Here is a 21,898-nt window from a genome sequence, read left to right on the forward strand (position 1 = left end):
CGCGAAGAGCGTCCCGGTCCGGTTGGTGGTACCGCACCTGTTTTGGGCGTCGCTCCCGTGTGATCGGTAAATGGAGTACGTTCAGGAACGCGTGACGACCCTTCACGCGTTGACCGACCACCGGCCCGACGCCCCCACGGACCGGGCCGCGGTCGTCGTGCCGATGACCGAGCGCGAGTACGGGACGCTTGCGGCCGAGCGCGTGCTCTCGACGCTGGAGACGGTCGACCCGGCCCGCGTGATCGTCCCGCTGCGGGCCGCCGCCGACCGCGCCGGCCCGTTCGCGGAGTGGCTCGGCGAGTTCGACCTCGACGTCGAGACACTGTGGTGCGACGGCCCCCGGCTCGCGTCGCTGCTGGAGGCGCGGGGGCTCGACGGCGAGCGCGGCAAGGGGCGAGACGTGTGGCTCGCCTTAGGTCGTGCGCTCAACGAGGAGTTCGTCGTCGTCCACGACGCCGACACGAAGACCTACTCGCCGGCGTTCGTCAACCGACTCTTGTTCCCGCTGGGTCAGGGGTACCGGTTCTCGAAGGGGTACTACGCCCGGGTCGAGGACGGCTCGCTGTACGGGCGGCTGTTCAGGCTGTTCTTCCGGCCGCTCGTCCGCGCGCTCGGTGACGCTGCGCCCGGCCGGACGCCCGACGTCTTAGAGTACCTCTCCGCGTTCCGCTACGCGCTCGCCGGCGAGTTCGCGGCGACGAGCGACCTCGTCTCGCGGCTCCGCGTCCAGCGCGGCTGGGGGTTAGAGGTCGGGACGCTCGGCGAGGCGTTCGGCCACGCCGGCTTCGCGGACAGCGCGCAGGTCGACCTGGGTCGGTACGAACACGACCACCGCTCCGTCGACGGACCGACCGGCCTCGCCGACATGAGCCGGGCGGTCGGCGAGGCGACGCTGCGCGCGGTCGAGGACGCCGGCGTCGACGTCGACTACGACGGCCTCGCCGAACGGTACCGCGACGCCGCGGAGACGCTGATCGACGGCTACGCGACCGACGCCGCGTTCAACGGCCTCTCGTACGACGCGGCCGACGAGCGCTCGCAGGTGGCGACGTACGCCGAGGCGCTCGGGGAGCCGGGGCCGGACACCCGGCTCCCGGCGTGGGAAGACGCGCCGGTCGACCCCGACGAGGTCCGCGAGGCGGCGCGCGACGACCTCGACGCGGTTCGCGGCGACGGGGCGACCGGCGGAATCGACGCCGTCGGCGCCCGGCCGACCGACGACGGACAGGCGGAGCCCGCCCCGGGGGAGGACTGAGATGGCGGACGGACCGAGCGTCGCCGCGCGCGACGACCTCGCCGGCGTCGTCGACCTCTTCGGCTGGCTCACGCGTGCGGAGCTGTCGAACGCGCTCTCGGAGCTGGCGTTCAAGCAGCGGACCGAGGTCGACGAGGACGCCATCGACGCCGCCATCGACCTCGCGGTCGCGGAGTACGCGCTCGTGCCGGCGCCGGCGGACGCGCTCTCGGGCGGCGGCGCGGACGACGTCGCGGACGCCGAAACCGACCCCGCCGACGAGTCGACCGCCCTCGCGGTCGGTCCGGCCGCGTTCCCGACGCTCCCGGAGGGGGCGGAGGACCTGCCGCACATCCTCGACGTGCCGGACCGCGAGGTCGACCGCGAGACGCTCGCGGACGCGGTGCTCGACCGGCTTCGCGAGGAGGCGGTCGAGGCGATAGGCGAGGGCGACGACGACCGCTTGGAGACGCTCGCGGACGTGACCTACGACGTGGAGGCGTGGGCGCCGGTCGACGTGGACCCGGTTCGGACGCGGATTCTCGCGGAAGTCGACGAGGAGGGCTGAGTCGGGGCGCGCTGCGGTCGCCTCAGCCGGAGAACTCCGACTCGCTCACGCGGACGATCACGGTCTCGTCGACGTCGCGGAGGTCGTACTCCGGCGTCTCGCCCTGTCGCCGCCGGACGAAGAGGGGTTCGACCGGCCGGCCGTCGACGAGCCCGAACACCTTCAGGCGCTGGTCGGTCTCCTCGGGGGGCACGTCGCCGTCGCGGACCTCGCGGGCGAGGTCCCGGGAGAGCCACTCGTCGGTCGCGACGGACGGCTCCAGCACGAGCGCCTCCGCGACGAAGCGGACGAGGTACCAGTCGAGGTCGTTGAGGAGGGAGACGGCGGCGCCGAGGCTCACGGTGTCGACGGCGACGCTGTTCTCGAAGGGCTCCTCGATCGTGTAGGTGGCGAGCGCGTCGCGAGCCGTCTCGCGGGAGAGCAGCTCGTAGGAGAGCTCCACGTCGGGGTCGCCGAGGAGACACACCCGCGTCATGAATGTGTCTCGGAGCGGCCGGCGCAAATCCGTTGCGGTCGCGGGGTGACGCGGTACGGCGTTCACCCTCGACTCAGAACGTCGAGACGTCGCCCTCGATGACGCTGCGGGTCACGTCCGTCACGTCGGCCAGCTCGCGGTCGACGATGTCGAGCACGTCCGCCTCGATGTCGTCCAGCGCGACGCCCTCCTCCGTGACGATCTGCGCGTCCGCGACGTGGGGCTCGTCGATCGGGCGGCCGATCTGCGAGAGCAGTCGGACCTGGAGGTCGCGGATGCCGTCGACCTCGCTCGTGACGGACTCGGCGACGCGGGTCGAGAGGAGGTTGTAGATCTTCCCGATGTGGTTGACGGGGTTCTTCCCGGAGGTCGCCTCCATCGACATCGGGCGGTTCGGGGTGATGAGGCCGTTCGCGCGGTTGCCGCGGCCGACCGAGCCGTCGTCGCCCTGCTCGGCGGAGGTGCCGGTGACGGTGAGGTAGACGGAGCCCTCGTCGTAGTCGTCGGCGGTGTTGACATCGACGCCCACCTCGCGGTCGGTGTACTCGCGGGCGAGGTCGTCGACGTACTCGCGGACGGACGCGACCGCGTCGTCGTACTCGTCGAGGCCGTCGACGTAGGCGTCGACCATCGCGGCGGCGACGGTGATGTCGATCCGGTCGCCCTCGCGTTTCCCCATGATCTTCACGTCGGGGCCGAGTTCGGGATGGTCGTCGTGGTACGTGGTGTTGAGCGCGCGCTCGGCCTCGTGGACGATGGTCTCCGTCTCCGTCAGGGGGGCGTGGCCGACGCCGAAGGAGGTGTCGTTGGCCATCGGGACCTCCTGGGTCTCCTCGCCGAACACGTCCTGGAGGTCGCCCGACCCCTCGCCGAGCCGCACGTCGACGACCACGTCGGTGCCGTACTCTAACTCCGGGATCGCCTCGGAGAGGTAGTCACGGGCGGCCGCCAGCGCTGTTGAGTCGACGGGGAGCTGCTCCCCGTCGTACTCCTTCGTGGCGCGGCCGACGATGAGGATGTAGATGGGCTCGACGACCTCGCCGCCGCCGAACGCGGGGGCCGCGCGGCCGGCGACTAACTGCGTCTCGTCGGTGTTGTAGTGGAGCACCTTGCCGACGCGGTCCAAGTAGAGCTGCGAGAGCGCCCGCGAGACGGACTCCGCGACCCCGTCGCAGATAGAGTCGGGGTGACCGATCCCCTTTCGCTCGACGATCTCGACCTCCTGATCCTCGACCGCCTGCCGGTCGAGGCGGCTGACCTGTATGTTCCGGTCCATTACCGCCGGATACGCCGCGGGCGACGGTATAACTTGCGGAAACTCTTCGCGGACATCGAATAACTAAGAGTAATTTATAACCGCGTCGACGGACCCACTCCGTCGGCGTCGATCCCGGTGACTCAAGCCAGCGTTTGCGTCTCGGCAATACCTTTCAGTCGCCTGTCTGTACGGTCCGTATGGACGAACTCGCATCCTCTCGTCGTCGCCTCCTCGTCGGCGCGCTCGCGGGCGGAATCGGCGCCGCCGCGGCCGGCTGTCTCGGAACCGAGAGCGACGGCGACGCGGCCGACGGACCGGAGCTCAGGCTCTCACTCTCGCGGGTCGACGGGTCGCTGCGCGACCGCTACGTTCACAGCCGCGACGACCCGCCCGAGGAGTGGGACGAGGCGGCCCTCAACGCGGTTCTGGCCGGCGAGTCGTACACGACCCAGCACCGGAAGCCGTTCTTCGCGAGCCCCGACGACCCGGCGTACGTCCTCCGTGACGGGACCTACCACCGGCTCGGCTCCGTCGTCGTCGACGAGGTCGCCGAGACCTACCCGGTCCTCCGACTCTTCGACGTCGACGACGAGGGGTCCGGGAGCGACGACGGCGGCGAGTCGGCGGTCGACGGCGGCGAGGAGGGGGACCTGCCGCAGGCCGACCAGCGTGCGGTCCACATCGCCCACTTTGCGGCCCGATCCCGCGGAGACGCGGGCGGCTACCCCGTCGGACTGGTCGAACGCGGCGGCTACGCGTACCGCAACGAGACCGCCCGCGCGGAGAGCGCGCTGCTCGCGGACGGCGGCCCCAAACGCGTCGCCTACCGAGACTCCACCTACCGGGTCGAGATCGAACGGGAGCGGTTCCACGAGGCTGTGTACCGGCCGATCGCGGAGGCGGTCGCCGAGAGCCCGGAGCGGATGGAGGCGATCCTCCGAGCGACGTTCGTCGGACCCAGAGTCGCGCCGGACGACCTGTCCGCGGAATCTCGGCGGATCGTCGAGCAGGCGGATATGGAGGAGTACGCCGAGACGCACCCGTACTCCGACGCGTACGTCGAGCTGCTCCGCGCGATCGACGCGCGGCCCTTCATCGACGGGAACGTTCGGAAAGACGCCGGCGTCGGTGAGGACAGAGAGGAGATGATCCGGTACGGCGACGACTACTACGAGCGCTACCTCCGAATTTTGGACGAAGAGGGTAACTGAGGGACCCGGCGTTTCGCGGCCGCCTCAGCGGACCGCCGCGTACGCCTCGGCCATCACGTCGAGCGCCTCGCGCAGTTCGTCCTCGTCGGTCGCGTACGAGATGCGCGCGTGGCCGGCGCCGCCCTCGCCGAACGCCTCGCCGGGGACGACGACCACGCCGCGGTCGAGACACTCGTCGACGAACCCGTCGGGCACGCGCGGCATCGCGTAGAACGCCCCCTGCGGCGTCGGGCAGTCGATCCCGATGTCGTCGAAGCCGTCGAGGAGGATGTCGCGGCGGCGCTCGAAGGAGGCGGTCATCTCGTCGACGACGTCGCGGTCGCCGCGCAGCGCGGCCTCCGCGGCGTACTGCGCCGGCGCCGAGGCGCACGCCTGCGCGTACTGGTGGACGCGGAGCATGCGCTCGACGCGCTCCTCGGGTCCGTACACCCACCCGAGCCGCCAGCCCGTCATCGAGAACAGTTTCGAGGCGGAGTTGACGACCACGACGTTGTCCGTCTCCGCGAATTCGATCGGCGAGTGATGCTCGCCGTCGAAGACGGTGTACTCGTACACCTCGTCGGAGATACAGAGCACGTCGTGCTCGTCGGCGATGCGCGCGAACTCGCGCACGTCTTCCTCGGAGGAGACCGCGCCCGTGGGGTTGCCGGGGGAGTTCACGACGAACGCCGCCGTGTCCTCGGTGATGGCCGCCTCGATCGCGGCCGGGTCGATCGTGAGGTCGTCGCGGAGCGGCACGGGGACCGGCTCGCCGCCGGTCAGCTTCGTCAGGGCGTCGTAGGAGACGAATCCCGGGTCCGGGATCAACACCTCGTCGCCGGCGTCGACGTGGGCTTCGAGGGCGACGTGAAGCGCCTCGCTGCCGCCCGCGGTCGCGATGACGTTCCCGGGGTCGAGGTCGATCCCCTGATCCGCGCGGTGCTTCTCGGCGATCGCCTCCCGCAGCGACCGGGTGCCTTTGTTCTCGGTGTACGCGTCCGCCTTCCCGGACTCGATGGCGTCGACCGCCGCTCGCCGGGCGTGGTCCGGCGTCGGGAAGTCGGGCTGACCTAACCCGAGGTTGATCGCGTCGTCGCCGGCCGCCTCGAACACCTCGCGGATCCCGCTTATCGAGATCCGCTCGACCCTGTCGGAGAACGTCGTCATACCAGTGAGGGAGCGCCGCCGCGGGTTAGTTCTTGTCACCACCGACGCCGCTCCCAGACCGGCCGCCGCCCCTCGCGGCTCGCGTCCTCTCGAATCCGCCCGTCCGCGTCGGTCGGCAGCGCGAACCGTCCCCGGAGGACGCTCGGCACCTCCTCGGCGCGGGCGCGCAACAGCGCGTCGTCGACCGCGCGGAGGCGGAGCATCGGCCGCCCCGGCCCCATCGGCACCTTGATCGACTCGATCAGCTCCCGATCGACGAGGGCCTGCCGGTCGCCGGTGAACTCCTGTGCCGGGGCGATCCCGACGCCATCGGTCCCGACCCACGTCCGCAGATCCCGGAAGAGGTGGTCGTGTCGCGCCGCGAGCGCGACGAGGAGCGTTCGGTCCGGCACCTCGGTCGTACGGCCGAACTCGCCGGGTTCGAGCGACGCCAGCAGGGCTTCCAGGTCGTCCGCGAACCGGTCGTCGAGGACCTCGCGCGCGTCGGCGAGCAGCCGAGTCCGCGAGGGCATCTCGACGGTCGCCGGCGACGCCGCGTCGTACCGCGCCTCGGCCGTCGTGCGGGCGCCGTCGACTGCCTTTGGGTCGGTGTCGGCCGCCGCCGAATCGGTGTCGACCGCAGTCGCCGCGAGCGTGCGGTCCCCGCGGGGGCCGACCACGGCGTCGACGCGGTCCGGGCTCGCGAAAAGCGTCCCGCCCGTCCCGTGCCCGAGCGGCTCGCCGGTCCGGACCCGTATCTCGTCGTTCTCGACCGCCTCGGCGACCGCGGTGCCGAGGACGAGCGCGCGTGAGAGCGCGTCGACGACGCCGGGGCGGCACGCGATCCGCCACGGCGGGCCCGACGACCGTTCGCGGGCCGCCAGCACCGCCGGGAGCAGTCGTATCGGGACGCCGACCGCGACGACGGCGGACCGCCCCGCCAGCGCGGCCTCGACCGCTTCGGCGAGCGTGTCGGCGGGACGCGGGAGGACGTCTGCGACCTCGGATGTCCCGCCGAGGTCGTCGCTCGCGGCCACGGACCCGTCGGTCGCCGCCGCGGCGTCGTCGCTGGCGGCGCCAGCGTCGGTCTCGGCTCCGGCGTCGTCCGCGGTCACACCGATCGGTGACGACCGCGATCCGAATGAGCATTGCGCCGATCACGGGGGCGCCGCTGGGGGAGGAGAGCGCTGGGAGTGAGGGCGACGGGGGAAATCGACGGGAGAGAGGTGTCGTGAACGCCGAACTCAGGGCGCCCGCCCGAACACGAGGTACCCCGTGTGGCCCACGCCGGCGGTGGAGGGGCGCGAGCCGCGGTCGGAGAAGTCCATCTCGCGCTGGATCGTCTCCAGCGTCTCGACCTCGGCGAAGCCGGCCTCCCGGGCCGCGAGGGCGGCCTCGCGGGTCCCCTCGACGAACGGGGAGTAGACGGCGAGGCGACCGCCGGGCGCGAGCAGGTCGTCCGCGCGCTCGACGACGGCGGGGGCGTCGCCGGTGTCGAGCGTGAGCACGTCGAACGGCTCCGCGTCGGCGAGGTCGTCTAACTCGTCGGTGAGGTCGCCGGTCCGGACCTCGACGCGGTCGGCGACGCCAGCGGTCCGCATGTTGTCGCGGGCAACCTCGGCGAACTCGGCGTCGACCTCGTAGGTCGTCACGTCGGCGCCGGCCCGGCCGAGGTACGCCGCGAGGATCCCCGTGCCAGTGCCGGCGTCGAGGACGCGGTCGCCGCCTGACGCGCCGGTGTGACCCATCACGAGCCCCACGTCGCGGGGCATCATCGGCGCGCCGGTGCGTTCGAGGTGGTTGAAGAGGTCGGGACCGCGGAGCGCGCGGACCTCGAAGGCGGTACCGAGGTGGGTCTCGACCTCGTCGCCGGCCGCGACGTCTTCGGGGACCTCGATCACGCCGAGGTCGGTGCCGAACTCCTCGCCGGGCTCCAGCAGGTACTCACGGTCCTCGTGGACGAGCAGGTACGCGGCGTCCGTCACTGCAGGTCGGCGATCGCTCGCGCGGGCTCGCCGTTGGCCGCCTCCAGCGCCTCGCGGGCGGCCTCCTTCGAGACGCCCGCCTGCTGGGCGACCAGTTTCACGTCCTCCTCCGGAATGCCGTCGTCGCCGTCGTCCGCGTCGTCAGCGTCGTCGAGCGCGGGGTCGTCCGCCTCGTCCCCCTCGACCGCGGTCGCGCCGCCGGCGCCCGCGTCGGCCACCGCGTCGGGCGAGCCGACGATCTGGTAGGTCTCCTGCCCTTGGGCGTCCATCTTGGTGACCTGGGCGCCGTCGAAGACGAGGTCGTCGCCGTCGGCCGTCTCGATGACGACCCGCTCGGCGTCGAGCTCCTCGACGTCGATCCCCATCTGTTTCATCATCTGTTTCATCTTCCGCGGGTTCATGCCGCCGCCTCCGAACATGGTCCTCGGTTCGGCCGGACGACACAAAAAGGGTGTCGACACGGGGCGCAGAGTCGGCGCGGCGGCGAGGACCGGCGCGCTCGATGCCGGAAGGATCCGCTCCGCCCGATCGCGGCGAACTCGACCGAGACGGCTGGGTTGATACGTGTCGCGCGCGAGGCGGAGGTATGTACCTCGCGGACCACACTTGGCCGGAACTGGGCGACGCGCTCGACCCCGGCTCCGTCGCGCTCGTCCCGCTCGGCTCGACCGAACAGCACGGCCCGCACCTGCCGCTGGCGACCGACCACCTGATCGCCGAGGGGCTCGCGACGGCGGCCGCCGAGCGATCGGACGCGTTCCGGACGCCCACGATCAACGTCGGCGTCAGCCCGCACCACCGGCAGTTCCCGGGGACGATGTGGGTCGACCCGCCGGAGTTCCGCGACTACGTCGAGTCGTTCTCGCGGAACCTCGCGTACCACGGGATCGACCGCGTGGTGTTCGTCAACGCCCACGGCGGCAACGTCCAGCACCTCCGGGAGGTCGGCCGCCGCCTCCACGAGGACGAGGTCGCCTACGCCGTCGAGTGGATGTGGGACGAGTCGATCCCGGAGCTGGTCGACGACCTCTTCGAGCGCAACGGCCCGCACGCCGGGCCGAAGGAGACCGCGATGATCACCCACCTCGCGCCCGAGCTCGTCCGCGAGGACCGGCTCGAAGACGCCCGCGACGGCGGCCTCGTCGACCTTGAGAGCGCAGAGACGATGGTCCACGGCGCCCGGACGTTCTACGACTCGGTCGACAACTCCGCGAACGGCGCGTTCGGCGACCCGACCGACGTGACGCCGGAGAAGAGCGAGCGCCTGTTCGAGGCGGCTGCGGACCAGCTCGTCCAGTTAGCGGAGTGGATCGGCGACCGCGACGAGGCGGAGCTGTTCCCCGAGCCCCGAGTCGAGCGGGAGTCGACTTAGTCGTCGAACCGGTCGCCGAGGGCCTCCCGGAGCGCGGCGTCGGCCGCCTCCCGCCGGCCGTCCAGAATATCGAACTCCTCGCCGCGACGGCGTTCGAGCCAGCGCAGCAGGCGGGCGGCCCAATCGAGCTTCCGGGCCTTCATCGGATCGACGTCCGGGTCGTCGAAGTTCCACCCGGGGAAGACCAGTTCGCCGGCGCCGACGTGGTCGGCGAGGAACGCGGCGCGGTCGCCGTCGGTGAACCCGCCGACGTTCCGGACCGGGCCGACCGGGGCCGCCTGCGTCGTCGCCAGCGTCCACTCGTCCGCGAACCGCGGGAGCCACTCGTGGACCGCGGGGAGGTTGTCACCGTGGGCGTGGGCTGCGACGGGCACGCCCTCGCGGGTCAGTTCGGCCGCCGTCTCCGGGTTCTTGTCGAGGTCGGTCACCATACAGTCGACGGCGACGCCGCGGTCGACGAGGACGTCGGCGGCGGTCGAGGCCGCGACGACGACGTCGGCGTCGCGGGCGAGCGCGACCTCGTCGGCGAGGCACGGCGCCGCGCCCGCGACGGCGACCGTTTCCCCTTCCCAGTCGCCGAGGCGGTCGAGCGGGAACGGCGTCGCGAGGTCGGCGGCGACGTCGCGGGCGCGTTCGTCGCCCGTCCGATCGAACCCGAAGTCGGCGAGGATCGCCTCGTAGACGGGCTCGAAGGTGTCGAAGTTCACGGGCGGACCACGCTCCGGGAAACCGTCGCGCCGGGCGCAGAACGGCGCCGCCGCTCGCCGGGCGAATTATGGTATGGACCGGAGTGGCACAGAGTACCCCTACCCGCGTGCCCCTCCGGCGTCCGGTCGATCGGTTGTCTACACGAGGGCATAAACTTTCTCTTAATTCACGTCGCGGGCGATCTCGTCGATCGCGGCGTCGAGCGGGTCGGAGACGCCTGATACGGCCTCTCTGACCGACTCGATCGCGGCGGGCGTCCCGATCAGGAGTCCGCGGCGGCCGCTCGCGGGGCCGTCGTCGGGGGAGCCGTCGCCCGCTGGACCGGCTGAGCCGCCGGTGCCGCCGTCGGTCGCCGACGGGGGCGACGGCGCCTCAGCGCGGTTCGGATCGCCCAGCGCGAACGCGGCGCCGCTCGCGTCGCCGCCCACGGTCGCGGCGCGCAGGGCGCCGACCGCCGCGTCGTCGAGGCCGGAGAGCTCGTAGGTGCGGACGACCGCGTTGCCGGCCGCGTCGCGGTCGCCCTGCCTCGCCCCCGCCGCGCCGATCCGGTCGAGGTGGCGCTCGGCCTCGCGGACCGTCGTCACGTCGAGCTCCTCGACGCTCACGGCGTCGGAGTCGCCGCCGGAGCTGTGGCGGTCGCGAGCGAACTCGGCGCCGACCAAGGCGGCGTCGCGCGTCTCTGCCACGTCGTGGGTGCGAATCACGTGGGCGCCGCGCTCGACCGCCATCGACGTGGCGGCGAGCGAGACCGGGAGCGCCTCCTCGGTGCTGCGGCCGGCGATGGTCTTCAGGAAGCTCTTGCGGTTGATCGAGACGAGCAGGGGGCGGCCGTAGCCGCGGAACTCGCGCAGCCGGTGGAACGTCTCGCGGTCGTCGTCGTGGGTCTTCGCCTCCGACCAGCCGCCGAACGCGGGGTCGAGGATGGTCTTGTCCGTGAAGCCGTTCATCGAGAGCGCCTCGTAGATGTCGTCGACGTCTTCGACGGCGCCCGGCCGCTCTAAGTCGGGGGGAGAGGCCATCTTCGAGACGGCGGCGTCGTGTTCGCGGCAGACGCGGGGCATCTCCGGGTCGGCGAAGCCGCAGATGTCGTTGACCATGTCGAAGCCGCGCGAGAGTGCCTCGTCGGCGACCTCGTGGTAGCGCGTCTCGATCGACCAGACGGCGTCGCCGGAAGTCGACTCCAACGTCTCCACCGCGGTGTCGAGCCGATCGAGCTCCTGTTCGGCCGAGAGCACGTCGAGGTCCTTGTTGGCCGATTCGAGGCCGACGTCGACGATGTCGGCGCCCTCGCCGATCAGCTCGTCGTCGACGTACGCGGCGGCCTCTCCCGGGTCGTCGTACACGCTGGGGTCGTACGGCGACTCCTCCGAGACGTTGAGCACGCCCATGATCCGGGGCGGGTGGTCGTCGCCGATCCCCAGCCCCGCGGCGTCCACGTTTCGCATACGATCAACACGGGCGCGAGCGACATAAACTGGGGGAGTGACCGCCGGCGTCGAGGCAGGACGACCAAGTGATGGTCGGCGCAGGGCGACGCCCGAGCGTCGGTCGGAGACAGTCCGTAGATTCCCCCGAAAACGTCGCGAGACGTGTCAGTATGAGACACGACGGCAGTCGTCGGACACGTCTTAATGCCGTCGAGAACGTATCTGAAGCATGTACTCGAAATCAGAGAATCGACTGCTCGGACTCGCGTTGGCCGCCCTGCTCACGACGATAGGGGCCGAACTCCTCGGGAGTCAACTCCTCGTCGCGGTCGGCGTCGGCGTCTTCGCCCTCGCGGTCGTGGCGCTGTTCGCGGTCATGGGCGTCGTCCTCGCGGTGAGCGTCGCCCGTGGCTCGGATCTGAGCGCGCTCGACGCGACCGCGACCGAACGACCTCGCTGAGACGCGCGATCAGAGGTCGAACGCCAGCGAGTCGCCAACCTCGACGCCGTGGCGGTCGGTCCACTCGTAGGGGACCTCGAGCACGTACTGGCCGGATCCGTCATACTGTTGCTCCTCGCCGTCCTCGTTCGGTCCCGGTTCGGGCGCGTTGTGGATCCGGACGATCTCCCGATCGCCGTCGACGAAGACGATGTCGATGCCGAAGCTCATCCGACGCATCACGTACGTCAGGCTCTGTAGGGGCGCGTCGTAGACGAACAGCATCCCGCCGTCCTCGGGCAGCGCCTCGGCGTCGCTGAGGCCGAGCCGACGCTTAGGGCCGGAATCCGCGATCGCGGCGGTCACCGAGCCGCGAGCCTCGCCGTCCGGACTCTCGACGGTTACGGTCGTCGTCTCGTAGTCTGCGTACGGTTCGCTGGGCCACTCGATATCACCGTTGGTTCCGTCACCCGTATCGTCTTCGCCCGAATCGCTGCCGTCGTTCCCCACGTTCCCGCCCCCGAGACAGCCAGCCGCGGCACCCGCGGTCGCAACGGCAGTCACTCGGAGAAGGCGACGGCGTCTCATACACACACCGAAGTGATTCGTAGATTTAAAAAGCCGGTTTCGCCGGACGGCGGAGCGACCGGCTTCGTGCCGGGAAGGACGCGCTTTTATCGCCGCCGGAGCGTAGCCTACGACATGGCGAAAGTGAGCATCGGCCTCCGCGGATGGCGCTTCGAGGAGGACGAGATATTCACCGACGACGAGGAACTGAAGCCCCTCGACGAGATTCCGGAAGATCCCCGGGAGCGACTCGTGCGGCTCGTCAGCCTCGTCGAGGAGCCCTGCGACGTCTGTTACCTCGACTACGGCGAAGAGGAGATCAACCGCTGTAACCAGGCGGAGATCGTGTACGGAGAGCCGGAGGGCGAGGTGCTCCTCTGCCCCGAACACGAACCGGACCTGCTCTACTGGTTCCGCGAGGAAGGCGGCAGCGAGTACAAGGGGTCGGTCGAGTTCGCCGACCGCTTCCACGAGTGGGTCGCCGCCGGCAACGAGGCCCCCGAGGGGTACGCCTCCGTCGAGCACGTCGATGAAGACCCCGACGGGCTGCCGGACCTGCCGGACCAGCAGGAGGTCCAAGAGCGACTGGAGGAAGACTTCGAGGGCGAGCGGATCGACATCCTCGAACTCGCCGGCCAGGAGGAGCGCGACGGCGAGGATATCTCCGAAGCGGAGCTCGCGGACTCCGACATCGACCTCTCGGCCGACTACCCGTCGGACCGATGAGCGGCGGCGAGGGAAGCGAGGTGAGCGCGACCGCGACCGACGAGGGGAGCGACGACTCCGGCGGCGGCCGCCGGAAGCCCGTCGTCGTCGTCGTCGAGCCCGAGACGCCGGGCAACGTCGGCACCATCGCGCGAGCGATGAAGAACTTCGGGCTCTCCGACCTCAAGCTCGTGGACCCGCCGGAGATAGAGGAGGACGGCGAGGCGTACGGCTTCGCCGGCCACGCGCGCGAGGACGTGCTCCCGAACGCGGAGGAGGTCACCTTCGACGAGGTCGTCGCGAACTACCACACGGTCGGCACCACCGCGATCACCGGCGAGGACGACCGCAGCCACGAGCGCTTCCCGTTCAAGACGCCCGCCGAACTGCGCGAGTCGCTGAAGACGGTCGACGCGCCCACCGCCATCGTCTTTGGCCGCGAGGGGCGCGGGCTCAACAACGAGGAGCTCTCGCGGCTCGACGAGGTGTGTTCGATCCCGGCCGACGACGACTACCCGGTCCTGAACCTCGGGCAGGCCGCGACCGTGCTCTTGTACGAGCTCCGCGACCTCACCGTCGACGAGACGCAACTGCCCGACACGGAGGTGACCCGCGCCCCCGAGGCCGACGTCGAGCGCTTCCACGAGTTCTTCGACGAGTTCCTCGCGGCGACCGGCCAGCGCGACCACGTCCGCGAGAAGAACGCGCTGCTCGTGCGCCGCCTGCTCGGCCGCGCGCACCCGACCGAGCGCGAGATCCACTCGCTGCTCGGCACCTTCCGGAAGGCGAACGCGAAGTTAGAGCACGCCGACCACCTCGCGGCGAAGTACGACGAGCCGCCGTACCCAACGGACCAATAGCGTGGCCCGCTCCGTTCTCGACGAGGACCTGTTAGCCGGCGTGCGGGACGTCTCGCCGCTAATGTTAGGCATCGCGCCGTTCGCGCTCGTCGCCGGCATCGCGACGGTCGACGCCGGGCTCGGCCTCGCAGAGGCGGTCGGGATGTCCGTGATCGTGTTCGCGGGCGCCTCGCAGCTGGCGGCGCTGGAGCTGCTCGGCGAGAACGCGCCCCTCGCGGTCGTCGTCGGCACGGCGGTCGTGATCAACCTCCGGATGCTGATGTACTCGGCCTCCATCGCGCCGCACTTCGCCGACTACGGGCGTCGCCTCCGCGCGGGACTCGCGTACCTGCTCACCGACCAGGCGTACGCGCTCTCGGTCGCCGAGTTCGACGAGAACCCGGACCGCAGCCGGTGGCGCTACTACCTCGGCGCGGCCGCGTCGCTGTGGATCGTCTGGCAGATTGGGACGGTCGCCGGCGTCGTCCTCGGCGCCGGCGTCCCCGACGCGTGGGGCCTCACGTTCGCGGTGCCGCTCGTCTTCCTCGCGCTCCTCGTCCCCGCGATGAAGGACCGGCCGACCACCGTCGCGGGCGTCGCGGGCGGCACGGTCGCGGTGGTCGCGGCCGGGCTCCCGCTCAACCTCGGACTGCTCGTCGGCGCGCTGTGCGGGATCGCGGCCGGCCTGGTGACGGAGGTGACGGCGTCGTGACCGACGCGCTCGCCGGGGTCGTCGCCTCGCCGCGCGCTTGGGTCGCCATCGTCGTCATCGGCGTCGTCACCTACGGGATTCGGCTCTCCTTCATCCACCTGTTCGGGCGGATCGACGGGGTCCCGACGCGCGTTCAGCGGCCGCTGCGGTACGTCCCCCCGGCCGTCCTCGCGGCGCTCGTCCTCCCCGACCTCGTGACGCTGCGCCCCTCTGTCGCCGCGACCCTCCTCGACGAGCGGCTGATCGCGGGCGCCGTCGCCGGCGCCGTCGCGTGGCGGACGGAGAACGTGTTCGCGACCATCGCGACCGGGATGGTCACGCTGTGGCTCTTCCGGTTCGTCGTGTTCGCGTGAGGGGCGCGAAGCGACTCCGGACCGGAGAAACTGGCCCGAGTCAGTCGAACCGGTCCGGGCTGCGCCTCGCGAGCGCGAAGACGACGACGCCGACGAGGAGGGCGATGACGAGCGCGCGCTCGACGGTTACGAAGCCCCGGACCGACGAGATCGCGTACGAGGCGGCCGCGAGGGCGAGGACGGCGTGGCCGACCGCGGCGACGCCGAGCAGCGCGGGGCGAGCGCCCGGATTCTTCCAGAGTCGGAGCCGCGTCGCGGCCGCGGACGCGGCGCCGACGAGGACCCCGACCGGGAGCCCGACGAGCGCGGAGAACTCGATCGACGCCCCGAGCAGTTCCGTGACGCCAGCGGCCGCGACCAGGAACGCGGTCACTCCGACGCCCACCGTCGCGACGAGTCGCCAGTTCATGCCCGTCCGGTCGTGGCGAGGGGAGATAAACGGTCGCGTCAGCGCTCGCGCTCGGTCGCGCGCTCCCCGGACCGCTCGCGCGTCTCAGAGGCGTCGCGGTCGACGGGGCGGTCGAACCGCGCCCCGTCGTCGCCTCGGACCTCGCGCTCGCGGGCGTCGGCGATCCGCTGCGCGCCGTCGGCCAGCGAATCGAGCGCGGCGAGCAGCCGGTACGAGAGGTACGGCCCCGCGGCGAGCACGAGGACGACCCAGACGCCGAACAGGATCTGTCCGACGATCAGGATCGAGTACACGAACACGAGGAGACTCACGGACGCGAGGACGGCACCGATCGGCGTGCGGAGGGCTTCGGAGGGCGAGAGCGGGTCGTGCGCCATGGACGGCGCTACCGCCGGAATTCACTTAAAAATAACCGGACCGTGCGGGCGGACCGCGAGCGCGGAGCGGACCGCGTTCGCGGTGCGGTCTCGCTCAGTCGTCGGCCGGTGCCGCGGAGTCGCCGGCGGAAACGCCGGTTCCGGGGCCGATGTCGATGCCGAGCTCCTCGAGCTTCTCGTCGGGGACGACGCCGTCGACCCAGTCGCGGGTCTCGTAGTACTCGGCCTTCAGCTGGTCGAGTTCGACGAGTTCGCCCTCGCTGGCGCCCGTGCCGGGAATGGCGTCCGGGTGCCCCTCGATGAACCGGTTCGGCAGCGTGTCGTCCGCGCCGTCGAAGCCGGCGAGGTTGTTGAAGTAGCGTTCGAGGTTGTACACGCGCTCGCCGGCCTCGAACAGCTCGTCCTCCGAGAGGTCGCGGCCGGTCATGCCGTTGTACTGGAGCACGTACTCCTCGATTCCCTCCGCGAACGCGCTGAACTTACAGATGTCGAACGAGTCCGACACCGCGTGGAGGTCCTGGAAGGTGGCGGTGAGCTCGCCTTTCCCCTCCCACTCGTACGGGTCGACCTTCTCCGGGATGCCGAGGATCTCGGCGGCCGGCGTGTACCCGCGCAGGTGGCAGGCGCCGCGGTTGGAGGTCGCGTACGCGATCCCCATGCCCTTCATGCAGCGCGGGTCGTAGGCGGCCATCGTCTGGCCCTTGACGGAGAGCTTGTTGCCGTGCGCGTCCTTCGCGTCGGCGACGCGCTCGGGGCCCTCCGCGAGGAGGTCGCCGAGGTCGCTGGAGCGGTGGCCGATCTCCTCGATGAGGTCGATCATCGTCTCGGAGTCGCCCCAGTCGAGGTGGCCGACGCCCTCCAGTTTGCCCTCCTCGCTCATCTCCATCGCCATCGCCATCATGTTGCCCGTCTCGATGGTGTCGATGCCGAGGTCGTTACACCGGTCGAGCATGACCGCGATCTCGTCGCGGTCGTCGTGGCCGGAGTTCGGGCCGAGTGCCCACGCGGACTCGTACTCGTACGACTCCATGCGGACGTTCAGGTCCTCGCCCTTGTGGGTCACGTCGACCTCGACCTCCTTCTTACACGCCACCGGACAGGAGTGACAGGTCGGCTCGTCGACGAGGATGTTCTCGCGGACGTTCTCGCCGGAGACGCGCTCGGCCTGCACGTCGATGCCGTCGGTCTCGCTGTACGCCTCCGTGGAGGTGTGCTGCGCGTTCTTCGTCGGGAGCCCGTCCATCTCCTCGGTCGCGTTCATCAGGACGTTCGTCCCGTACATCGAGAGCCCGCCCTCGTTGGGCGCGGTGACGTCGGACTCGCGGATGACCTCCATCGCCTGCTGGTAGCCCTCCTGGAAGGTCTCCGGGTCGGCGGGCTTGGGCATGTCGGTGCCCGACTTCACGACGACCGCCTTCACGTTCTTCGAGCCCATCACGGCGCCGGTGCCGCCGCGGCCCGAGGCGCGGTCGTCCTCGTTGATGACGCAGCCGTAGCGCACCTCGTTCTCGCCGCCCTGGCCGATCGCCATCACGGAGACGTCGCGGCCGACCTTCCCGTCGACCTCCTCGCCGAGCTGGTCGATCGTGTCGTGGACGCCCTGGCCCCAGAGGTGGGAGGCGTCGCGTACCTCCACGTCGCCGTCCTCGACGAACAGGTAGACCGGCTCGTCGCTCGCGCCGTCGAGCAGGATGCCGTCGAGCCCGGCCCACTTGAGCCGCGCGCCGGACCAGCCGCCGTGGTGCGAGTCGGTGACCGTCCCCGTCAGCGGGGACTTCGTCACCAAGGCGATCCGACCGCTCATCACGGTCTGGGTACCCGTCAGCGGCCCCGTCATGAACGCCAGTCGGTTCTCCGGTCCGAGCGGGTCCACGTCGGGACCCTTATCGAAGACGTACTTGACGCCGAGCCCGCGCGCGCCGATGTACTTCTCCGCGTCCTCGTCGTCGATCCCGCGGTAGCTGACCTCGCCACCGCCGAGATCGACCTGTGCCACACGGTCTCTGTAGCCGCCCATTTCAGTCATGTAATGCTCGTTCATTATAGTGGGCCCACAGCGTGTTAGTTGTTCACCTCTGAACGCAACTAGTACCGGTTACGGAACGGGGCGTGTCGTCCGGCCGATGTTTATAAATAAAGCGCCCGTCCGCCGCGGAAATATTCGGAGACAGCGGCGGTGTGTGAACAACACACATCGCTCGGCAACGTCGTGGTGTGAACGACCGGTTTCGGTCGGTATCACGGGTCAGTAGCCGAATCTCCCGAAGCCGCAGCCCATAATTAGCGGCGAGACGAAGCGCGACCGTGACCGACCGAGACGAGCGGCCGCGGGCGACCGGACGCGGCCCGGAGCCGACCGCCCGCGCCCCGGAGCTGACCGCCCGCGACCGAACGAGGGCGCTCGCGTTCGCGCTCGTCGTGTTCGTCGGATCGGTGGTTCCGGTTCCGTCGTCGTCCGGCGGAGGCGGCGGCGCGCTCGCCGGCGCCCTCGACGTCCTCCCCGCCGGAATCGGTCTCACCGATCCGTTTCACCTCGTCGGCTACGCTGTGCTCGCCGCCCTGCTCGTTCCGGTGACTCTGGAGTTCCGGCTTGGCCCGCTCCTCGCGGCGGCCGTCGCGGTCGCGTTCGGGTTCGGGATCGAACTCGTCCAGGCGCCGATCCCGTGGCGCTCGTTCGCGTGGGGCGACGCCGCCGTCAACGCGGGCGGCGCGGTGATCGGAGCGGCGGTCGCGGTCGTTCGTGGCCGCGGGCCGGCGTCGGCGAACGACCGCGAGGCCGAGCGTTGATCCCTCCGACGTCGGCGAGCCGGGAGTGCCGCTGAACCGGGCGCGTCGTCGGCGTCAGCGCCCGGGCGGAGCGGCGCGGCCGCGTCCGGAAGCGCCGCGACCCCGACGTCGCACGGTCGCCGCCACGTCGGCGTTCAGCCGCGAGCGCTCGAAGTAAACGTGGTCGTACTCGCTCGACTCGTACTCGGCGTAGAGGTTAAGCGAGACTTCGTCGCCGTCGTCCGCGTCTTCGATCGTGTCCGCGAGGTCGCCGTCGTCGAGGCGGACGACGAGGGTCTCGTCTCCCTCGCCGAAGGCGACGTGCTCCGCGTCGACGTGCTCGCCGTCGGGCGTCCACACGGCGACGGTGTCGTCGGCGACCGACTGGACATCGTCGGGCGCGTCGAACTGGGTGACGACCTTGCCGTTCCCGTCGACGGTGACCGACGCGTCGGGGAGGTCGCGGTCGACGCGCTGCGCCCGACCCTCGGGCTCCGGCGCGACGGTGTCGCGCTCTCGCAGGTAGTCGACGACGAGCGTCACCAGCAGCTCGTCGGTCGCCTCGATCACGGGCTTGTCTTCGAGCGGGTAGCCGCTCCCGCCGTTGGCCATGAAGCTGTTGACGGCGACATCGTAGGTCCCGTCGGGGTCGAGCGGCTCACCGCCGACGCGCACGTCCCGAATCTGCTCGTCGACGCCCTCGTGGGGGACCCACTCGAAGCGCACGCCGCTGGTCTGTTGAGAGATCTCCTCGCCGAGGTCCTGTCCGGTGCCGCTCTCCAGCGTAACGATCTGGCTCGCTAAGGTCTCGACCAGCTCCTCGCCCGTCAGCTCGACCGTGACGAGCGTGTTCGGGAACGGCAGCGTGTTGAAGATGTCGCCGCCGGTGATCTCGCCGGGTCCGTACACCGAGTCCGAGCGGATACCGCCCGCGTTCGTGATCGCGACGTCGGCCTCGGCGCGGTCGCGCATCGCGTCCGTGATCAGGTTGCCGTAGCCGGTCTCGCGGTGGTAGTTCGAGCCGAACGTCGCGTCGAGCGGCGTCTCGGCCTCCACGATCACCTCGTCGAGCCCCACGTCCGCGCGGTAGTCGTTGATGATGCTCGACGCGGTCGGGTCCTTCTCGATGTCGTCGGTGACCTCGATCAACTGCCCGTCAAACGCGGTCACCTCGCCGCCCTCGATCGTCAGTTCGATCTCGCTGAGGTAGGCCGCGCGGGCTCGCGCCTCGGAGATGATCGACCCGTCGACCGCCTCGGGCGGGTAGAACTGCTCGTCGTCGCCGACGACCACGACGTCGATATCGTCGTCCGCGTCGGCCTCGGCGAGGTTCTCCGCGTCGTCGATCCCGGTGTGCGCGAGCGCGACGACGGCGTCAACGTCCTCCTCTTCCTTGAGCCGCTTCGCCTCGGCGGGGCCGGTCTCGGTGAAGTCCTCGATAGTGACGCCCTCCGCCTCGAAGTCGATGTTCGTCTTCCCGGTCGTCGCGCCCTCGTCGGCGAGGCCGATGAGGCCGACCTTGACGCCGCCGCGCTCGACGATCCGCTCCGACTCGGTGCCGTCGAACGCCTCGCCCGTCTCGCTGTCGACGAGGTTCGTGGCGAGCCACGGGAACTCGGAGTCTTCCGTGACGTTCGAGATGGCGTCGAAGCCGTAGTCGAACTCGTGGTTGCCGATCACGTCGGCGTCCGGCCCGACCTTGTTGAGGACGTCCACCGGCGCGCGCCACTGCGAGATCGGGCTGAGCGCGTGCGGTCCCACCTCGTCGCCGCCGCCGACCACGACGACGGGGCCGTCGGCCGCCGCCCGGCGCTGTTCGATGAGCGTCACTAACCGCGGGAACTTCTTGTCCTCCGCGGCCGCGGTCTGAATGTCGTTGTACGACAGAAGCGTCAGCGTCGTCGACCCGTCGCCGTCAGCGGCCGTCGCCGACCCGGAAACGAGCGACCCGCCGAGTACGATACCACCCGCTCGCAGCACGTCACGCCGTCCGTAGTCACGCTCTCGTGACATCAATTTCTTCCACTTAGCGGTGTTTATAAAATCTTTCTATAGATTAGTATATATTTATATTGACGGGACTTTTTACAACGCTACTCGAACCATCGATCCGGAACCGCGATCCCGGAACGACGGGACAGGGCCGGTCCGCGATGACGACACCGCTTTACGCGCTCGGGCGTTTCCCCCGACAATGAGCAAGCCGAGCCCCGACGCGTACGAGCAGGGGCGCGGGATGGACGCGCACAACGCCGTGATGCGCGACATCCGCGCCGAGCGCTCGGAGACGTACGACCCGACGGAGCCGACCCGCGTGTGGATCGACGAGGACAACACGCCCGACGGCGTGGTGAACTCCCTCACGATCATCCTGAACACAGGCGGCTGCCGGTGGGCCCGCGCCGGCGGCTGTACGATGTGCGGCTACGTCGCCGAGTCGGTCGAGGGCGGCAGCGTCGCCCACGAGGACCTCATGACGCAGATCGACGCGTGCCTCGACCACGAGGCCGAGGAGGCGGACGAGCCGGCCGAGCTGATCAAGATCTACACCTCCGGCTCCTTCCTCGACGAGCGCGAGGTGCCGGCGGAGACCCGGCGAGCGATCGCCGAGACGTTCGCGGACCGCAACCGGATCGTCGTCGAGTCGCTGCCGGACTTCGTCGACCGCGAGAAGATCGCCGACTTCGCGGACCACGGGATCGCCACCGACGTGGCGGTCGGGTTAGAGACCGCGACGGACCGGGTGCGTCACGACTGCGTGAACAAGTACTTCGACTTCGCTGACTTCGAGGACGCCTGCGCGGAGGCGGCCGCGGCCGACGACGAGTTCGACGCCGACGTGGGGATCAAGGCGTACCTCCTGATGAAGCCGCCGTTCCTCGCGGAGCCGGAAGCGGCCGCCGACATGATCGACTCGATCCGCCGCTGCGCCGACGTCGACGGCTGTCACACCGTCTCGATGAACCCGACGAACGTCCAGCGCTACACGATGGTCGACGAGCTGTTCTTCGAGGGGGGCTACCGGCCGCCGTGGCTCTGGTCGGTCGCGCACGTCTTAGAAGAGACCGCCGACGTCGACGCCATCGTCGTCTCCGACCCGGTCGGCCACGGCTCCGACCGCGGCGCGCACAACTGCGGCGAGTGCGACGACCGCGTCCAGACCGCGATCAAAGACTTCGACAAGCGGCAGGACCCGAGCGTCTTCGAGCAGGTGTCCTGCGAGTGCGAGGCCACCTGGGAGTACGTGATGGACGAGGAGACGAGCTACAATATGCCCTTGGCGCGGTAGCTCGCGGACACACGAGACGCCCGACGCGAACGATCAGATCGACGCGAGTGGTCCGATGACGCGAGCGGTCGGACACTCC

At 70.4% G+C, this 21,898-nt stretch carries 24 protein-coding genes; 11 read left to right on the forward strand and 13 right to left on the reverse strand.

Annotated features, from left to right (window positions below):
* Positions 1-70 precede the first annotated feature (70 nt).
* On the forward strand, positions 71-1,255 hold the full coding sequence (locus B378_RS0108555) for a glycosyl transferase family 2 (RefSeq protein WP_017343389.1): 1,185 nt from the start codon (positions 71-73) through the stop codon (positions 1,253-1,255).
* A 1-nt stretch (position 1,256) separates the two neighbouring features.
* Entirely contained in the window at positions 1,257-1,802 is a 546-nt protein-coding gene (locus B378_RS0108560) for a hypothetical protein (RefSeq protein ID WP_017343390.1), read from the forward strand.
* Between the two features lie 22 nt (positions 1,803-1,824).
* Here B378_RS0108560 and B378_RS0108565 read toward each other — a convergent pair whose 3' ends face one another.
* Both B378_RS0108565 and B378_RS0108570 read right to left on the reverse strand, forming a co-directional pair.
* Positions 1,825-2,277 carry a DUF5804 family protein gene (locus B378_RS0108565; protein ID WP_017343391.1) on the reverse strand — a complete coding sequence of 151 codons (453 nt, stop codon included), beginning with the start codon at positions 2,275-2,277 and terminating at the stop codon, positions 1,825-1,827.
* Positions 2,278-2,350: 73 nt separating this feature from the next.
* A complete protein-coding gene (locus B378_RS0108570) occupies positions 2,351-3,553 on the reverse strand; it encodes a methionine adenosyltransferase (RefSeq protein ID WP_017343392.1) in 1,203 nt (400 codons plus the stop codon).
* A 179-nt stretch (positions 3,554-3,732) separates the two neighbouring features.
* Between B378_RS0108570 and B378_RS0108575 the strand changes: the two genes are divergently transcribed.
* Positions 3,733-4,746: a hypothetical protein gene (locus tag B378_RS0108575; protein WP_017343393.1), complete on the forward strand. Its 1,014-nt coding sequence runs from the start codon at positions 3,733-3,735 to the stop codon at positions 4,744-4,746.
* Between the two features lie 24 nt (positions 4,747-4,770).
* On the opposite strand, the gene B378_RS0108580 is transcribed toward B378_RS0108575, so the two are convergent.
* The 4 genes from B378_RS0108580 to B378_RS0108595 form a co-directional block, all read right to left on the reverse strand.
* On the reverse strand, positions 4,771-5,892 hold the full coding sequence (locus B378_RS0108580) for a pyridoxal phosphate-dependent aminotransferase (RefSeq protein WP_017343394.1): 1,122 nt from the start codon (positions 5,890-5,892) through the stop codon (positions 4,771-4,773).
* Between the two features lie 35 nt (positions 5,893-5,927).
* On the reverse strand, positions 5,928-6,986 hold the full coding sequence (locus B378_RS0108585; RefSeq protein ID WP_017343395.1) for a DUF5821 family protein: 1,059 nt from the start codon (positions 6,984-6,986) through the stop codon (positions 5,928-5,930).
* 129 nt (positions 6,987-7,115) lie between these two features.
* Positions 7,116-7,856 carry a methyltransferase domain-containing protein gene (locus tag B378_RS0108590; protein WP_017343396.1) on the reverse strand — a complete coding sequence of 247 codons (741 nt, stop codon included), beginning with the start codon at positions 7,854-7,856 and terminating at the stop codon, positions 7,116-7,118.
* Positions 7,853-8,275 (reverse strand): nascent polypeptide-associated complex protein, encoded by a 423-nt coding sequence (locus tag B378_RS0108595; protein ID WP_017343397.1) that lies wholly within the window; start codon positions 8,273-8,275, stop codon positions 7,853-7,855. The genes B378_RS0108590 and B378_RS0108595 overlap by 4 nt, the downstream gene beginning before the upstream one ends.
* Before the next feature lie 167 nt (positions 8,276-8,442).
* On the opposite strand from B378_RS0108595, the gene B378_RS0108600 reads away from it, so the two are divergent.
* Entirely contained in the window at positions 8,443-9,228 is a 786-nt protein-coding gene (locus B378_RS0108600; protein WP_017343398.1) for a creatininase family protein, read from the forward strand.
* Here the strand turns inward: B378_RS0108600 and B378_RS0108605 are convergent.
* Complete coding sequence (locus B378_RS0108605) at positions 9,225-9,935, reverse strand: 6-hydroxymethylpterin diphosphokinase MptE-like protein (protein ID WP_017343399.1); 711 nt, start codon at positions 9,933-9,935, stop codon at positions 9,225-9,227. The two genes, B378_RS0108600 and B378_RS0108605, sit on opposite strands and share 4 nt — an antisense overlap.
* Positions 9,936-10,097: 162 nt before the next feature.
* Positions 10,098-11,381: a dihydropteroate synthase gene (locus B378_RS0108610; protein ID WP_017343400.1), complete on the reverse strand. Its 1,284-nt coding sequence runs from the start codon at positions 11,379-11,381 to the stop codon at positions 10,098-10,100.
* Between the two features lie 211 nt (positions 11,382-11,592).
* Between B378_RS0108610 and B378_RS0108615 the strand changes: the two genes are divergently transcribed.
* The gene (locus tag B378_RS0108615) at positions 11,593-11,823 is read left to right on the forward strand and encodes a hypothetical protein (protein ID WP_017343401.1); all 231 of its coding nucleotides are present in this window, start codon (positions 11,593-11,595) and stop codon (positions 11,821-11,823) included.
* 9 nt (positions 11,824-11,832) lie between these two features.
* Here the strand turns inward: B378_RS0108615 and B378_RS0108620 are convergent, their stop codons facing one another.
* Positions 11,833-12,390: a DUF192 domain-containing protein gene (locus B378_RS0108620; RefSeq protein ID WP_017343402.1), complete on the reverse strand. Its 558-nt coding sequence runs from the start codon at positions 12,388-12,390 to the stop codon at positions 11,833-11,835.
* Between the two features lie 114 nt (positions 12,391-12,504).
* On the opposite strand from B378_RS0108620, the gene B378_RS0108625 reads away from it, so the two are divergent.
* From B378_RS0108625 to B378_RS0108640, 4 genes are read left to right on the forward strand one after another with little or no spacing between them, the layout of a single operon-like run.
* The gene (locus B378_RS0108625; protein WP_017343403.1) at positions 12,505-13,095 is read left to right on the forward strand and encodes a hypothetical protein; all 591 of its coding nucleotides are present in this window, start codon (positions 12,505-12,507) and stop codon (positions 13,093-13,095) included.
* Complete coding sequence (locus B378_RS0108630; protein WP_017343404.1) at positions 13,092-13,934, forward strand: RNA methyltransferase; 843 nt, start codon at positions 13,092-13,094, stop codon at positions 13,932-13,934. The genes B378_RS0108625 and B378_RS0108630 overlap by 4 nt, the downstream gene beginning before the upstream one ends.
* 1 nt (position 13,935) lies before the next feature.
* Positions 13,936-14,625 carry an AzlC family ABC transporter permease gene (locus B378_RS0108635; protein WP_017343405.1) on the forward strand — a complete coding sequence of 230 codons (690 nt, stop codon included), beginning with the start codon at positions 13,936-13,938 and terminating at the stop codon, positions 14,623-14,625.
* Positions 14,622-14,978, forward strand: a complete 357-nt coding sequence (locus B378_RS0108640) for an AzlD domain-containing protein (RefSeq protein WP_026046230.1) — start codon at positions 14,622-14,624, stop codon at positions 14,976-14,978. Before B378_RS0108635 ends, B378_RS0108640 begins: the two co-directional genes overlap by 4 nt.
* Positions 14,979-15,018: 40 nt before the next feature.
* Here the strand turns inward: B378_RS0108640 and B378_RS0108645 are convergent, their stop codons facing one another.
* From B378_RS0108645 to B378_RS0108655, 3 genes are all read right to left on the reverse strand, one after another.
* Positions 15,019-15,387: a hypothetical protein gene (locus B378_RS0108645; RefSeq protein ID WP_017343407.1), complete on the reverse strand. Its 369-nt coding sequence runs from the start codon at positions 15,385-15,387 to the stop codon at positions 15,019-15,021.
* Positions 15,388-15,425: 38 nt separating this feature from the next.
* Complete coding sequence (locus B378_RS0108650; protein ID WP_017343408.1) at positions 15,426-15,764, reverse strand: hypothetical protein; 339 nt, start codon at positions 15,762-15,764, stop codon at positions 15,426-15,428.
* Between the two features lie 94 nt (positions 15,765-15,858).
* Positions 15,859-17,790, reverse strand: coding sequence for an aldehyde ferredoxin oxidoreductase family protein (locus B378_RS0108655; protein WP_026046231.1), 1,932 nt, complete (start codon positions 17,788-17,790; stop codon positions 15,859-15,861).
* Positions 17,791-18,068: 278 nt separating this feature from the next.
* Here B378_RS0108655 and B378_RS0108660 point away from each other — a divergent pair, with 278 nt between their 5' ends.
* Positions 18,069-18,551 (forward strand): hypothetical protein, encoded by a 483-nt coding sequence (locus tag B378_RS0108660; protein WP_017343410.1) that lies wholly within the window; start codon positions 18,069-18,071, stop codon positions 18,549-18,551.
* Between the two features lie 54 nt (positions 18,552-18,605).
* Here B378_RS0108660 and B378_RS0108665 read toward each other — a convergent pair whose 3' ends face one another.
* On the reverse strand, positions 18,606-20,510 hold the full coding sequence (locus B378_RS0108665) for a 5'-nucleotidase C-terminal domain-containing protein (protein ID WP_026046232.1): 1,905 nt from the start codon (positions 20,508-20,510) through the stop codon (positions 18,606-18,608).
* Between the two features lie 214 nt (positions 20,511-20,724).
* On the opposite strand from B378_RS0108665, the gene B378_RS0108670 reads away from it, so the two are divergent.
* Positions 20,725-21,819, forward strand: a complete 1,095-nt coding sequence (locus B378_RS0108670) for an archaeosine biosynthesis radical SAM protein RaSEA (protein WP_017343412.1) — start codon at positions 20,725-20,727, stop codon at positions 21,817-21,819.
* Positions 21,820-21,898 lie beyond the last annotated feature (79 nt).

Source organism: Halorubrum sp. T3, from assembly GCF_000296615.1.
Classification (GTDB): Archaea; Halobacteriota; Halobacteria; order Halobacteriales; family Haloferacaceae; genus Halorubrum; species Halorubrum ruber.

Coding starts and splice junctions, on each gene's coding strand:
- B378_RS0108555 (WP_017343389.1), top strand. CDS start 71: ATGGAGTACGTTCAGGAACGCGTGACGACCCTTCACGCGTTGACCGAC.
- B378_RS0108560 (WP_017343390.1), top strand. CDS start 1,257: ATGGCGGACGGACCGAGCGTCGCCGCGCGCGACGACCTCGCCGGCGTC.
- B378_RS0108565 (WP_017343391.1), bottom strand. CDS start 2,277: ATGACGCGGGTGTGTCTCCTCGGCGACCCCGACGTGGAGCTCTCCTAC.
- B378_RS0108570 (WP_017343392.1), bottom strand. CDS start 3,553: ATGGACCGGAACATACAGGTCAGCCGCCTCGACCGGCAGGCGGTCGAG.
- B378_RS0108575 (WP_017343393.1), top strand. CDS start 3,733: ATGGACGAACTCGCATCCTCTCGTCGTCGCCTCCTCGTCGGCGCGCTC.
- B378_RS0108580 (WP_017343394.1), bottom strand. CDS start 5,892: ATGACGACGTTCTCCGACAGGGTCGAGCGGATCTCGATAAGCGGGATC.
- B378_RS0108595 (WP_017343397.1), bottom strand. CDS start 8,275: ATGTTCGGAGGCGGCGGCATGAACCCGCGGAAGATGAAACAGATGATG.
- B378_RS0108600 (WP_017343398.1), top strand. CDS start 8,443: ATGTACCTCGCGGACCACACTTGGCCGGAACTGGGCGACGCGCTCGAC.
- B378_RS0108610 (WP_017343400.1), bottom strand. CDS start 11,381: ATGCGAAACGTGGACGCCGCGGGGCTGGGGATCGGCGACGACCACCCG.
- B378_RS0108615 (WP_017343401.1), top strand. CDS start 11,593: ATGTACTCGAAATCAGAGAATCGACTGCTCGGACTCGCGTTGGCCGCC.
- B378_RS0108620 (WP_017343402.1), bottom strand. CDS start 12,390: ATGAGACGCCGTCGCCTTCTCCGAGTGACTGCCGTTGCGACCGCGGGT.
- B378_RS0108625 (WP_017343403.1), top strand. CDS start 12,505: ATGGCGAAAGTGAGCATCGGCCTCCGCGGATGGCGCTTCGAGGAGGAC.
- B378_RS0108630 (WP_017343404.1), top strand. CDS start 13,092: ATGAGCGGCGGCGAGGGAAGCGAGGTGAGCGCGACCGCGACCGACGAG.
- B378_RS0108645 (WP_017343407.1), bottom strand. CDS start 15,387: ATGAACTGGCGACTCGTCGCGACGGTGGGCGTCGGAGTGACCGCGTTC.
- B378_RS0108650 (WP_017343408.1), bottom strand. CDS start 15,764: ATGGCGCACGACCCGCTCTCGCCCTCCGAAGCCCTCCGCACGCCGATC.
- B378_RS0108655 (WP_026046231.1), bottom strand. CDS start 17,790: ATGACTGAAATGGGCGGCTACAGAGACCGTGTGGCACAGGTCGATCTC.
- B378_RS0108670 (WP_017343412.1), top strand. CDS start 20,725: ATGAGCAAGCCGAGCCCCGACGCGTACGAGCAGGGGCGCGGGATGGAC.